Annotated in this window: 15 protein-coding genes; 7 read left to right on the top strand and 8 right to left on the bottom strand. The window is 46.8% G+C overall.

Translation table 11 applies throughout. The features are described 5' to 3' along the window. Positions 1-149 precede the first annotated feature (149 nt). Positions 150-1,451 carry a globin-coupled sensor protein gene (locus AC3B4V_RS09870; protein WP_029343217.1) on the top strand — a complete coding sequence of 434 codons (1,302 nt, stop codon included), beginning with the start codon at positions 150-152 and terminating at the stop codon, positions 1,449-1,451. A gap of 56 nt (positions 1,452-1,507) precedes the next feature. Here the strand turns inward: AC3B4V_RS09870 and AC3B4V_RS09865 are convergent, their stop codons facing one another. Next, positions 1,508-2,116, bottom strand: a complete 609-nt coding sequence (locus tag AC3B4V_RS09865) for a class F sortase (RefSeq protein WP_029343216.1) — start codon at positions 2,114-2,116, stop codon at positions 1,508-1,510. Continuing rightward, positions 2,088-2,876 carry a DUF4397 domain-containing protein gene (locus AC3B4V_RS09860; protein WP_023466804.1) on the bottom strand — a complete coding sequence of 263 codons (789 nt, stop codon included), beginning with the start codon at positions 2,874-2,876 and terminating at the stop codon, positions 2,088-2,090. The genes AC3B4V_RS09865 and AC3B4V_RS09860 overlap by 29 nt, the downstream gene beginning before the upstream one ends. Positions 2,877-3,093: 217 nt before the next feature. Here AC3B4V_RS09860 and AC3B4V_RS09855 point away from each other — a divergent pair, with 217 nt between their 5' ends. Beyond that, positions 3,094-3,555, top strand: a complete 462-nt coding sequence (locus tag AC3B4V_RS09855; RefSeq protein WP_488378295.1) for an Lrp/AsnC family transcriptional regulator — start codon at positions 3,094-3,096, stop codon at positions 3,553-3,555. Further along, entirely contained in the window at positions 3,555-4,148 is a 594-nt protein-coding gene (locus AC3B4V_RS09850) for a LysE family translocator (RefSeq protein WP_149426676.1), read from the top strand. The genes AC3B4V_RS09855 and AC3B4V_RS09850 overlap by 1 nt, the downstream gene beginning before the upstream one ends. Before the next feature lie 45 nt (positions 4,149-4,193). Here the strand turns inward: AC3B4V_RS09850 and speB are convergent, their stop codons facing one another. The 3 genes from speB to AC3B4V_RS09835 all read right to left on the bottom strand — a co-directional run bounded on the left by speB (position 4,194) and on the right by AC3B4V_RS09835 (position 6,839). Continuing rightward, complete coding sequence (gene speB / locus AC3B4V_RS09845) at positions 4,194-5,066, bottom strand: agmatinase (RefSeq protein ID WP_023466800.1); 873 nt, start codon at positions 5,064-5,066, stop codon at positions 4,194-4,196. Between the two features lie 114 nt (positions 5,067-5,180). Further along, positions 5,181-6,023 (bottom strand): polyamine aminopropyltransferase, encoded by an 843-nt coding sequence (gene speE / locus AC3B4V_RS09840; protein WP_149426674.1) that lies wholly within the window; start codon positions 6,021-6,023, stop codon positions 5,181-5,183. Positions 6,024-6,167: 144 nt separating this feature from the next. After that, complete coding sequence (locus AC3B4V_RS09835) at positions 6,168-6,839, bottom strand: NAD(P)H-dependent oxidoreductase (protein ID WP_488378294.1); 672 nt, start codon at positions 6,837-6,839, stop codon at positions 6,168-6,170. A gap of 378 nt (positions 6,840-7,217) precedes the next feature. On the opposite strand from AC3B4V_RS09835, the gene AC3B4V_RS09830 reads away from it, so the two are divergent. Together AC3B4V_RS09830 and AC3B4V_RS09825 are read left to right on the top strand one after the other, a co-directional pair. Beyond that, positions 7,218-8,774 (top strand): BCCT family transporter, encoded by a 1,557-nt coding sequence (locus AC3B4V_RS09830; RefSeq protein ID WP_410755798.1) that lies wholly within the window; start codon positions 7,218-7,220, stop codon positions 8,772-8,774. An 89-nt stretch (positions 8,775-8,863) separates the two neighbouring features. Next, positions 8,864-9,709 (top strand): metallophosphoesterase, encoded by an 846-nt coding sequence (locus tag AC3B4V_RS09825; RefSeq protein WP_410755799.1) that lies wholly within the window; start codon positions 8,864-8,866, stop codon positions 9,707-9,709. 36 nt (positions 9,710-9,745) lie between these two features. Here the strand turns inward: AC3B4V_RS09825 and AC3B4V_RS09820 are convergent, their stop codons facing one another. Together AC3B4V_RS09820 and AC3B4V_RS09815 are read right to left on the bottom strand one after the other, a co-directional pair. Continuing rightward, a complete protein-coding gene (locus tag AC3B4V_RS09820) occupies positions 9,746-10,240 on the bottom strand; it encodes a YwhD family protein (protein WP_023466794.1) in 495 nt (164 codons plus the stop codon). A 65-nt stretch (positions 10,241-10,305) separates the two neighbouring features. Beyond that, complete coding sequence (locus AC3B4V_RS09815; protein WP_488378293.1) at positions 10,306-10,830, bottom strand: hypothetical protein; 525 nt, start codon at positions 10,828-10,830, stop codon at positions 10,306-10,308. A 168-nt stretch (positions 10,831-10,998) separates the two neighbouring features. On the opposite strand from AC3B4V_RS09815, the gene thmT reads away from it, so the two are divergent. Both thmT and AC3B4V_RS09805 read left to right on the top strand, forming a co-directional pair. Next, positions 10,999-11,184: a 2-hydroxymuconate tautomerase gene (gene thmT, locus AC3B4V_RS09810; protein WP_023466792.1), complete on the top strand. Its 186-nt coding sequence runs from the start codon at positions 10,999-11,001 to the stop codon at positions 11,182-11,184. A 72-nt stretch (positions 11,185-11,256) separates the two neighbouring features. After that, positions 11,257-11,901 carry an NAD(P)-dependent oxidoreductase gene (locus tag AC3B4V_RS09805; protein ID WP_488378292.1) on the top strand — a complete coding sequence of 215 codons (645 nt, stop codon included), beginning with the start codon at positions 11,257-11,259 and terminating at the stop codon, positions 11,899-11,901. Positions 11,902-11,956: 55 nt separating this feature from the next. Here AC3B4V_RS09805 and AC3B4V_RS09800 read toward each other — a convergent pair whose 3' ends face one another. Next, positions 11,957-13,135 (bottom strand): NupC/NupG family nucleoside CNT transporter, encoded by a 1,179-nt coding sequence (locus AC3B4V_RS09800; RefSeq protein WP_023466789.1) that lies wholly within the window; start codon positions 13,133-13,135, stop codon positions 11,957-11,959. Position 13,136 lies beyond the last annotated feature (1 nt).

Raw genomic sequence — 13,136 nt, 5'->3', positions numbered from 1 at the left:
TCATGGCACTTGCCATGAGTTTTTTTGTTTCCGGTCAATGTTTTTCAATATTCTCGTCTTTTTTTCGAAAATCAGTATCGCTTCGTCAAGATGAACCGATAAGAAACAGACATCATTTTATTCACATCTTGAGTATTGGAGGCAACTACGTGCGTAACCCTTTTAAAAGTAAGACTACTTCGGCTTATCAAGCTACCATTGGCTTTCCTGATTCCCGTCTCATCACAAAGACGGCAGATCCTGATCTCACATCCCGTCTCGTATACATGGGATATACAGAAGAACAGCTACAGACACTCAAATCGATGGCACCTGTCGTTCAAGGCATTTTAGATGAAGTCCTCGAGCAAGTGCTTGACCATCTATTATTGAATCCAGAGATGGCAACGATCGCGAAACAATCATCGACACGCGAACGACTGAAAAAAGTCTTCGCCGACTACTTCACGAGTCTACTGACAGGAAACATGGACGAGTCATTCCTCGCGATGCGGACGCGAATGGGACAGACGCATAAACATAACTTCGTTCCTGTCACTTGGTTCATCGCCTCGTATGCTGCGTTTCAGACGTTGTTGATTCCAAAAATCGTTGAACATTATCAGCATGACCCAGCGCAACTGACGACAGCCGTACTCGCCTTGACACATGCGATGAACTTAGATGCTCAAATCGTGACGAGCCAGTATGTCGATTCTCGTCTTCATGAAGTGACAGCAGCGAACGAGTCGCGTCGTCAACTTTTGACAGACGTCGTTCGTGTCAGTCAAGAAGTTGCAAGTTCCGTCGAGCACACGGATCATGCCATCATTGAGACGAGCCGTCGTGCCTCACAAGTATTAGCAGAAACAGCTCAGACAGAGCAGACGAGTCAGCAACTCGTCCAAATGACGATTGCCAACGAACGACAGATGCAACAGATGGAGCAACAATTCGCTCAATCGACACAACAAGTCGGTACTTCGCTTGAAAGCATCCATGAATTGAAGACAACGTCGGATGACATCGTCCAGATGACGCAAAGCATCGAAGCAATCGCCAATCAGACGAACTTACTCGCGTTGAATGCTTCGATTGAAGCAGCACGTGCCGGTGAACACGGTAAAGGATTTGCTGTCGTCGCGACCGAAGTTCGAAACCTTGCCGAGAATGCGAAATCGTTGAGTAGCAGTATCAATGGTCTGATTCAAAAGAACAATGGTAATATCACACAACTCGTTTCTCAGATGGAAGACATCACACGCGCTAACACTGCATCTCAGCAAGAATTGCAACAAGTTAAACAAGGAATTCAAACCGTTAAGAGTGAAATGGAGAATTCCCTCACCTTGTTTGGACGCAACAAAGAAAACCTCGGGCAAATCGTCGAGACGATCCAAGGTCTCAGTAAGACGACACAAGGCTTGACGACATTGACGACGGATCTTGTCGCTGCTTCCGAAACACATTAAAAAATAGGCAATTCTTATTCTCGGTTTTAATCGAAATAAGAATTGCCTATTTTACTTTACTCGTCTTGTTCTGCTGTGACGACAAGACGCTGATCGTATCCTTTTGATTCTGAAAACGTACCTATACATGAAATGAGCGTCAGTTTATTCATGACGGTCGCACCGAAGATTGATCCGACAGGTGCTTCATCGACAGGATAGGACATGACGTTCGTCACCACGTACGATACCTGTTGTCCTGCTTTTCCCGTCACTTCAATCCGTTGCCCTTTTTTCATCTTGGCTAAATCATAAAAAACAGCGGGACCTTCTTGATCATCCAAATGTCCGGCTAGCACGACATTCCCGGTTTGTCCGGCTTTTGCTCCGTACTTGTACCAAGCGACCTGATCGGTCTGTTTCGGAACATCCATCCGTCCTTGTTTATCCTTCCCGACGACTTCGATGTTCGCTTTCACATCGAGCGTCGGAATTGTAATACGCGTTGGTATGAACGCCTCTTCATCCACCTTTTCGGATGGCGTGGACGAAGAAGACGTCGTTGTTTCGGTTTGTTTTGGTTTTTCCGGCTTTGTAGCATCTGGAGGTGACCCCGATTGACATCCGGCTAATACGAGTAAGAGAAGAAGACTACTCTTAAGCGTTTTGTTTACGACGGACGACATACGCTGTTCCTACTAACAAGGCAGCTGCTGCTGCGACTGCCCATGGTGTAGCAGAAGCCGTATCAGATGAACCACCAAGTCCTGTTTCTGGCATTGATGCCATTTCACCACCGTCTGGGATCAAGAGGACTTCAAATGCCGGTTCGCCTTCAAGTAAGCCGATTGCGAGTGCTGTATAGTTTTTGCCACTGTCGAGTTTGACGCCATCCAGTGCTTTGACGACATCCGTTGCGCCTGCAGGACGGACTTCAAGGTCATACGTACCTGCATCGAGTGTACCGTAGTCAGAGACTTTCGAGAATTCAAGGTTACTGAAGAGTGGGTCTCCACCTTTTGGTGCGACATCAACAGCTGGTGCATCTGGTGCAAAGTGTGCGACACGAACCATTGATTTTCCATCTTCGCCTTTACCGTTGTCTTCCATGACCGCAAGTTTGATATCAGCTAGTTTGCCGATTGCTGCGACCGAATAGAATTTACCAGCTTCTACGTTGAGTGTTTGAGAGAGCACAGGATCTTTTGTTGTTCCTGCAGCGAATACTTCTACTTTATGTTCGCCCGCTGGTAGTGTGAGGTAATCTGTGACATCTTTGAATTTTGCTCCTGATACCGCTTTTTTGCCATCGACCGCGATATCGACTGCCGGAGCATCTGGTGAAGCATGAATGACACGAACCATTGCGTCATCTGCTGCGCCTACTGGTAGCACGAATAGTGCAAACAGTAACGTAGCGGTCACAAACGATAAGAGTTTCTTCATCTTTTTTCCACCTTTCTGATTGTCAAATGTACATCGCTCTCAAACCAATGTTCTTACACTTCTGAACATTTCCTTCGTGGTGACATCTTAAACTTAAGATACTTCCGTATATGTGTAAAGATTTCAGTGTGCTATGAACTTGTTTTGAAAACACATTGACTTTATCTTTATTTTCAAAATAAAATATGTAGTAAATCCGTTGAAAAGAAGGTTGATTATGATAGATTCTTACGATTTAAATATTATCTATTTATTAAGACAAGATGCCCGGATGAAATGGTCAACACTTGCACAGCACATCGGCTTGTCGGCACCGGCTGTTGCAGAACGTGTCGCCCGCTTACAAGAGCAAGGTATCATCTGTCAGTTGACGACGGTGCTAGACCCTTCCTCCTTTGACTATCGCCTTGCTGCATTCGTCGCTGTTTCACTCGAGCGACCGGAACATCGGGCGCCATTTCTAAAACGAGTTCAAGAACTTGAGCATGTACTGGAATGCCATCACGTCGCCGGGGACGATGACTATTTACTCAAAATACGCTGTCGGGACACGGAACAGCTTGATGAAATCATCACCTACCAGATTAAAGGGCTACCAGGTATCCTGCGGACAAAAACGACGATCATCATGCGTACGGAAAAGGAATCGCTTCATTTTCCGTTACCCGAGGTCGACTGATGTTTACGACTGGTTTTGGTATCGGTTTTGCCTTAGCCGCCCCCGTCGGTCCGATCGGCCTCTTATGCATGCAACGAACTCTTCGACATGGAAGAGTTTCTGGCATCGTTTCCGGACTCGGAGCCGCTACGGCAGACTTCACTTACGGGATACTCGCGTTATCTGGTTTTTCACTCGTGCAATCTTTACTCACCCAAGCATCTTGGATGCAATTGATTGGCAGTCTATTTTTGTGTTACATCGGCTGGTCGATGTTTCAAGCTTCTTCGAACGCCTCGATTTCTGATACGGCCACGTCACGGTTAAGTGCCTATCTGTCCGTCTTACTCCTGACGTTTTTAAATCCGATGACGATCACACTGTTCCTGGCGTTGTTTGCACGTTTTGAGTTAACGATGACGAACGGACAGGATGCGTTTTTGTTTCTAATCGGTATTTTTCTCGGTTCTGCCGCCTGGTGGGTCATTCTAGCGAACATCACGCACCTGCTCAAGCACCAGCTTGCGATACCCACTTTACGTATCATTCAGTGGACGTCTGCCAGTCTAATCATCGGATTCGGTGCATTCGGGGTCATTCAGTTCTTCTTCTGAGCAAAACAAAAGAGACCGACATCACGTCCGGTCTCTTTTGCTTTTTCATTTAATGAATCCAATCATCATTTCGCGTAATACTTTTGCTGCCGCGATCGCTGTCATATCGGATTGATCGTACGCTGGGCATACTTCTACCAAATCCGCGCCGATGACGTCAACGTCTGCTCGTGCGATCATATGAACGACTTCAAGTAATTCCTTCGTTGTCACTCCACCGATTTCTTGCGTCCCTGTTCCTGGTGCTGCTGACGGATCGAGAACATCGATATCGATCGTGACGTAGACTTTTTTACCGGCAAGTGTTGGAAGAACTTGACGAAGCGGCTCGACGATCTCGTATTTGAAGAGGTTGTAGCCTGACGTCTTCGCCCATTCGAACTCTTCTTTCATCCCTGAACGAATTCCGAATGAATAACAGTTCTCTGGTCCGATCAAGTTCGCAATCTTCTTGAGTGGTGTCGAGTGCGACAATGGCTCTCCTTCATACTCATCGCGTAAATCCGTATGCGCATCAAAATGAAGCACGACGAAATCATCATAGTGTTTATCGAACGCTTTGACGACGGGCCATGTGACTAAATGTTCGCCGCCCATACCGAGCGGGAACTTGCCTGCTGTCAGTAACGAATCGACGTATTCTTCAATCATATCAAGTGATTTTTGAGCATTCCCGAATGGTAACGGGATATCTCCCGCGTCAAACAATTTTGCGTCAGCGATGTCACCATCTAAGTACGGGCTATATTCTTCTAAACCAAGTGAGACTTCACGGATACGTGCCGGACCGAATCGTGAACCCGGACGGAAACTGACCGTCCAGTCCATCGGCATGCCGTACAAAATTCCTTTTGCATCTTCGTGAGTCGGTTGACTCGCGATAAAGACTTTTCCTGAATATGCTTCATCAAAACGCATGATCCATTCCCCCTGTTCATTTGCCGCTTGCTGATGCAAACGCCTGTTTACCTGACAACAGAGCGATTTCGAAGATCGAAACCGCTCTGTTCATGTGTGCTATAGTGACTGAGCTCAGCCGTTCGTCAAATCTTTAACGAACTTCGGTAGCGCGAAAGCTGCCGTGTGAAGCTCAGGCGTATAATACTTCGTGTCAATCTCGTGGAAACGCTCTGCTGCAACAGCAAGCGGATCGTGTTTCTTTGATCCGATCGTGAATGTCCAAAGACCACTTGGGTATGTCGGAACGTTAGCGATGTAGAGCTTCGTGATCGGGAAGATTTCTTTGACGTCGCGTTGAACATCACGGATCAAGTCTGGTGTGAACCATGGGTTATCCGATTGTGCGACGAAAATGCCGTCTTCTTTCAATGCTTTTGAAATACCAGAGTAGAAGCCTTTCGTAAACAAGTTGACCGCTGGACCAACTGGTTCTGTCGAGTCGACCATGATGACATCATACTCGTTTTCTGCTTCTGCGATATGCATGAATCCATCCCCAACGATGACTTCGACGCGTGCATCATCCAATCCACCTGCAATGTTCGGGAGGTATTTTTTCGAATACTCGATGACTTTTCCGTCGATTTCAACCAAAACAGCTTTTTCGACGGACGGGTGTTTCAAGACTTCACGGATGACTCCGCCGTCTCCTCCACCAACGACCAGAACCGATTTTGGATTCGGGTGTGTGAACAATGGGACGTGCGCGACCATCTCGTGGTAAACGAACTCGTCCTTATCTGTCGTCATGACCATTCCGTCAAGTAACAACATCGTACCGAACTCGTCCGTTTCAACCATCTCTAGGCGTTGAAACTCCGTTTGTTCGCTCTCATAAACGTGGTTGACACGGAATGTGATACCGTAATCTTCCGTTTGGTGTTCCGTGAACCATAACTTTAATTTTTGTTCCATTTGCGATAGAACCCCTTTCTTTCATCAAGACAAAAGTTGTTCGTATGCGAGTGGCGTTTACGGCGCTTCTTAATCATACAAATGCGAGTATACCGAATTTCGAAAGAAACTTCTATATAATTCGAAAATTTTTGTCTTCCGTCTTTACTCGATGAACGTCACGATTTCATCAAGCGGACGACGTTGCTTCTCACGTTTTGGTTCGTCTGCCCGGTAACCGAATGCGACCATGACCGGCACCGTGAAAACAGAGCGATCGAGCAGTCCACGATCGACGAGTAATTGCTCGACGGCTTGCTGGTCGAATCCTTCGATTGGGCATGAATCGATTCCGATTTGTGCTGCCGTCGACATCATGTTTCCGAGTGCAATATAGGCTTGTTTTGCTGCCCAGTCTTCCATCGCTTTCGGGTTATCACCAATCGCAAAGTCCTCCTCTAAAAACAGACCGTAACGCTTCGTCCGTCCGGCTTTTGCTTCTTCAGATAGACCAAGGAAATCCATCATCTGCGTGACATGTGGACCATCTGCCTGCATTTGCTCTCCTGTCCGGGCGAGGAATAAGATGAAGTGACTCGCTGTCGGCAATTGTCCTTGTGCGCCCCAAGAGATTTGTTTTAATGCGTCTCGGATTTCTGGATTTTGAATGACGAGCATATTCCATGGCTCATATCCGAACGAGCTCGGTGACAGACGCGCCGTTTCTAAAATGAACCGAAAATCGTCTTCTGGGATCATTTGACCATTAAATGCCTTTGTGGCGTGACGGAATTGAAACGCTTCAAGAATCGCTTGTTTTTGTTGTTGTTTTTCCATGGGAAATTCCTCCTTCAAAATGATGACTGCTTTTGTTATATCAAATCTGATTTCCGACCGCCTCTGATTTGCTCACATCAAGCTTTACGTTAGTTTTAAGACGAAACGGGAAATAATAGTATTAACGTTTTCTTTTTCTTTATTTCCACATTATTTTAAAAACGCTTGATTGCAATCTTTTTTGCTTACCCTTCCATGAAAAACATTGATCTCTTTGTTCTCATTTCCCGGTCGATTTGCTTTTCCACACAAATGTTTGTTACGGTAGTACCCTGCGTGATTAGGTTTTGTTATCGGATCGACGGGGTAATGATAATGTCGTTGCCATCATTTGATACAGAACAACTATGTAAAATTCGAAAGAAGGTGTTGAACACGATGGAAAATAATCGAAAAAGTAAGATCACAAAAGTCTTTATGGTATCCGTCATTTTCTGTGTGCTCTTTACCATATGGGGAATCTTACCGGAATCCCTAATCGGTGCAGCTAGTCTCGGAAATGTCACAGCTAAAGCACAATCCTTTGTTTCTAACGGATTTGGCTGGCTTTATCTTCTCGGCATGAGTGCCTTTTTAATCATTGCTATCTTTTTAATCTTTTCCCGCTTCGGTTCCATCCGACTCGGTAAGGATTCGGACCGCCCTGAATATGGTCTCATTTCTTGGTTTGCGATGCTCTTCAGTGCTGGTATGGGAATCGGTCTTGTCTTCTGGGGTGTCTCAGAGCCATTGACGCACTTCCATACACCGCCAGTCGCAACAGATGATCCAACGGAAGCAGCACGCCTCGCGATGCGCTATTCATTCTTCCACTGGGGATTACATCCTTGGGCATTATACGCGATCGTCGCGCTTGCGATCGCTTACTCGACATTCCGAAAAGGACGTCCAGCTACGATTGGTGACACGGTCGCTTCATTGATGAAGCCTCGGTATGCTTCTGCCGGTAAAGGTACCGTCGAAGTACTCGCCATCGTCGCAACGGCATTTGGTGTCGCGACGTCGCTCGGTCTCGGTGCACAACAAATCTCAGGTGGATTGAACTTCCTAACGAGTAGTATTCCCAACTCCTTCCTGACACAAATGATCATCATTGTCGTTGTGTCTGTCCTTTACATGATGAGTGCGGCATCCGGACTCGATAAAGGAATCGTTCGTCTCAGTAACGCCAACATTGTCCTCGCCGTTCTGTTGATGATCGGCGTCCTGTTCCTCGGACCGTTCAGTTTCATCATGGACCTCTTCGTGCAAACAACAGGTGCTTATTTGCAAAACTTACCGGTCATGAGTTTCCGTGCATCTGCCTTCAACCCAGATGAACGTGAGTGGATCAACGGTTGGACGATCTTCTACTGGGCATGGTGGATTTCCTGGTCACCATTCGTCGGAACGTTCATCGCCCGTGTCTCGAAAGGACGGACGATTCGTGAGTTCGTCATCGGCATTATGCTCGTTCCAACGATTTTTGGTCTCCTTTGGTTCTCAGTCTTCGGTGGTTCAGCGATTTGGAACGAACTGTTCCAAAACGTCGACCTAATCTCGACTGTCAACGATAAAGGGGTTGAAACTGGAATGTTTGCATTGTTCGAGACATTCGGTGGCTTAGGAACGTTCCTCAGTATCGTTGCCGTCTTCTTGATCACGACGTTCTTCATCACTTCAGCTGACTCCGCGACATATGTTCTCGGTATGCTATCGTCTGGTGGTAGTCTGATGCCAAGCTTACGCATCAAGCTTGCTTGGGGTATCATCCAGTCTTCAATCGCCGCCGTCTTACTGTATGCCGGAGGATTGAGTGCCCTACAGGCAGCAGCTGTTCTAGCCGCCTTCCCGTTCATCTTTGTCGTCGGGATGATGGTCATTGCACTGTTCAAAGATTTATCAGAAGAACCCGATGCGCAAAAAGAAGTCACAGACTTAAAACAAGATGCCTAAATCATTTTGAATTCCTCCTTCCGTCGCATACGGAAGGAGGTCTTTTTTGTTATCCTGAATTATGCTAAGTAGAAGAAATGAGGTGGCTCATGCGAAAACGTACACGCTGGTTAGTATCCCTCAGCGTCCTCGCCTTAGGAAGCTGGTTTTTATATCGTGAAAATAACATCATCGATGTCTCACAGATGACGGTGACGTCAAGTCGCTTACCGGAAGCATTTGATGGTTATCGTGTCGTTCAGATCGCAGATTTACATGGCAAGGCGTTCGGGAATGAACAAAAACGACTACTGAAAAAGATTTATCGCGAAAAGCCGGATCTCGTTGTGATGACTGGCGATTTGATTGACTCAAGACGAAACGGTGAAGAAACTGCTCTTATACTCATGAAAGCGCTCGTTGCTCGATACCCGGTCTACTTCGTCACCGGGAATCATGAGGTTCGACGCAATCTAACGATTTTGCCAAAACTTGAACAACTAGGTGTTACCGTTCTCCGGAACGAATCGCGCGTCATCGAATACCAAGGTCAATCGATTTCGTTACTCGGTATCGATGACCCGACGACGACACGTTGGCGTGAAGGGCTATCGGAACCGGATGGGATTCGTCAAAGTCTCGATCAAGCACTGCAAGACGTGTCACCTGATGCGTTTCAGCTCTTGCTTGCGCATCGTCCGGAATATAAATCCTTGTATGCCGAGCGTTCCGTTGATCTCGTCTTATCCGGTCACGCCCACGGCGGACAGATCCGCCTGCCGTTTACGGAAGGTCTGTATGCCCCTGGTCAAGGATTCTTTCCAGCGGTGACGGCAGGTCGCTATCAGGAACAGCAGACGGAACTGATCGTCAGTCGTGGTCTCGGGAACAGCCTGTTTCCGTTTCGTCTGTTCAATCATCCAGAACTCGTCGTCTTGACGCTGAAACGACCATGAAAAAAGAACGTGTGCCGCGGCACACGTTCTTTTTGTTTAGACTAACGCTTCATGTAAAGCAGCGTCAGCATTTTCCCACATCTCCGGTTTATGTGTCTGCAAGAAATCACGTAACAATTCCTTTGAACGCTCATCCATATGATCGACGACGATCCGTCCTTTAAGGGATTTATCCATCTTATTGACGTGATCAGCGAGAATCTTAAATCCGCGACGTGCTTCCGCATCGACTAACAGATCGCAGGCAGCGACACCACCATAATAGAATCCTTCTGGCTTACGACCGACCGTCACCCAAACGATCCAGTATAATTTACCGTTTGGCGTATCGGCTTTATCCGTCGTGAATTTGACGCGTTTCTCGATGGCTGCTTTCGCGTGCATCGCGCCCATATCGATGTAAGCTTCACCGTCTTCCGGAGAAATGATGACTGGTGACATACTATTTAAACTGAGTGTTCCGACACCAAATCCTCCGTGGCCGTCTGTAGAGTTATCTGAAATGATATTGAAGTTAATCTTTTTTTCCATCGTGTTTTGTCCCCTTTTAATCCTGTTGCTTCTATCATACCGTATTCCGAGGTGTCTGCAACCAGTCACTCGTAACGAAGTAACTGTAATTGTTCCTCTGATGCTCGGCGAATCGTCGGGAGACGATAACACGTCATGGACGCAATTTCCTCATGTGCCGGGGGATTGACCTCTTCGAGATGAAGCAAAGCGCGGTCAAACAGAGTTTGCGCCGCACGACCGAACAAAAAGAGACGTTCCAGCGAAGAACACCGCGACCGAATCGCACGTAACTGATGCGCGAGTTCTCGCACTTTCGCCTCGACCTCTTCTTCCATGTCAGCCGTCGGTTTTCGATTTTGAAACAACGGTTTGAAACGTACATCGTCTTCAAGCAACGTCAACATCCCGTATCGCTTTGCTTCTTTTTGATTCAGCAGTTGAGCAAGTTCTTTATCCGTTACGAGTCGTCCGAATGGAATGTTCTGTTCAAAGACGATATCTGCGACTTCGATTCCTTTAGCACCAGACAACGGATAATTCGTATCTTCCGGTAACGCCCGATCAAAAATCAGTAACGTATGAATCTTCTTCCGTATGATTGCGTCCATATGTCTCTCCTTTTCTGCCGTATGTGTATGACTACCTTCGCTTCCGACAAGAATAGCTCCTACCTTATACCCTTCTTTTTCGAAAACGATGTTCGAATTGACGAATCCCCTATCGAATGCGCTATACTGATGGCGTATCGTCATCATGTTAGAGGGGGAAATGAAGTCATGCCATATGTTACGGTTAAAATGTTATCGGGTCGTACAGTCGAACAAAAACGTGCCTTGATTGAAAAAGTCACGGAAGCAGTGTCGGAAACGACGAATGCTCCTAAAGAAAACATCACGGTCTTCATCGAAGAGATGGAAAAAACGGATTACGGTCAAGCTGGCGTCATGTTCGCGGATAAATAACCAAAAAGAGACGTCCGGTCGTTACCGCACGTCTCTTTTTCCCATCTACTTGATCTCTAAGGAGGAAAACTTATGACTACTGTTACTGTACTTGGTGCGACCGGTCGAACGGGTCGACCTTTGATTGATCGGTTATTAGAAGACGGCTACGATGTTCTTGCACTCGTACGTTCCACGTCACCGGACTTACCCGTCCATGACCGACTTCACGTCCTGACAGGAGATGCGACAAATCCAGAGGATCTCGAACAAGCACTCGTAGGAAGTACCGCTGTCTTCAGTTGTCTCGGAACTGATCAACAGCAGGTCCTTTCGACAGCGATTCCACATCTCGTCACGAAGATGAAGGAAGCAGGCATTGAACGGATCGTCTTCATTGGTACAGCAGGCATTCTCGATGCGTCAGAAGAACCAGGGAAGTATCGTTTCCAATCGAGTGAGTCCCGTCGAAGCTCGACGATTGCAGCAGAGGATCACTTGAAAGCTTATTTGACCTTAAAGGATGCAGACGTCGACTTCACCGTCATCTGCCCAACACAATTGACGGAAGACAAAGCACTTGCTGCTGACGACCTGTTGATCGAGACGACACGTTTCACTGCACCGACAGGTCCGATTCCCCGGGAAAACGTCGCCCAGTTCGCCTTTGAAGTTTATCGTGACGGAACCCATCATCGCGTCCGTGTCGGGATTGCTTCGCATGGATCAACTGAATGAAAAACAAAAAGAGCAATGGATCTGCTGATCCATTGCTCTTTCATATGTGTAACGATTACAGCAAGACGCTGACGACGATTGCCGTCAAGACACTGACGAGTGTTGCGCCGTAGAGTAACTTCAGACCAAAACTAGCTGCAACGCTTCCTTGGCGGTCGTTCAATCCTTTAACCGCACCAGCGATGATTCCGATTGACGAGAAGTTCGCAAACGAGATCAAGAAGACAGAAACGATTCCGAGTGTGCGTTCCGAGAATTCTTTTGAGTACTCTGGAAGGCTCAACATCGCAACGAATTCGTTCGTGATCAATTTCGTTGCCATGACACTACCGGCACTGACAGCTTCCGCCCATGGAATACCCATGATGAAAGCGAACGGTGCAAAGATGTATCCGAGGATTTCTTGGAACGAGATGTTTAGAACCATCAAGAAGATATCGTTGACCATTCCGATCAAGGCGTTGTAACCAATCAACATCGCACCGACGATGATTGCGACTTTGAATCCATCCATGATGTATTCACCGAGCATCTCGAAGAACGTTTGTTTTTCTTCGACGATTTCAAGAATATCTTCTTCCGGATCAACCGTGTATGGGTTGATGATCGAGACGATCATGAAACCACCGAACAAGTTCAAGACGATTGCTGTAACGACATATTTCGGTTCTACCATCGTCATGTATGCACCGACGATTGACATCGAAACCGTCGACATCGCTGACGCACACAATGTGTAGAGGCGGTTTGCTGGTAATTGACCGATTTGTTTTTTGACTGTGATGAATACTTCTGATTGTCCGATCGCAGCTGAAGCAACCGCGTTGTAAGACTCAAGACGTCCCATACCGTTGACTTTTGATAGGACGAAACCGATACCGCGCATTAAGAGTGGTAAAATCTTCGTGAATTGTAGAATCCCGATCAAAGCAGAGATGAAGACGATCGGTAACAAGACATTGATGAAGAATGGTTGTGCGCCTTCGTTCGCTAAACCACCGAAGACGAAATCAATTCCGATAGCCGCATAACTAAGCAGTTTTTCAAAGACTTTCGCGACGCCACGAATGACGATATATCCGAACGATGTATTGAGTAAAATGAACCCAAGTACGAGCTGAAGAACTAGCATGACCGCAAGCGGTTTCAATTTGATGCCTTTACGATTGCTGCTGACAAGGAGTGCCAAGCCGAAAACGATAGCCAGTCCGAGTAGTGCGATAAGATATTTCATG

It is taken from the genome of Exiguobacterium sp. E17S (assembly GCF_057772545.1).
Note: the sequence above shows the minus strand (reverse complement) of the source record. Positions and strands in the feature narration are given on the sequence as shown.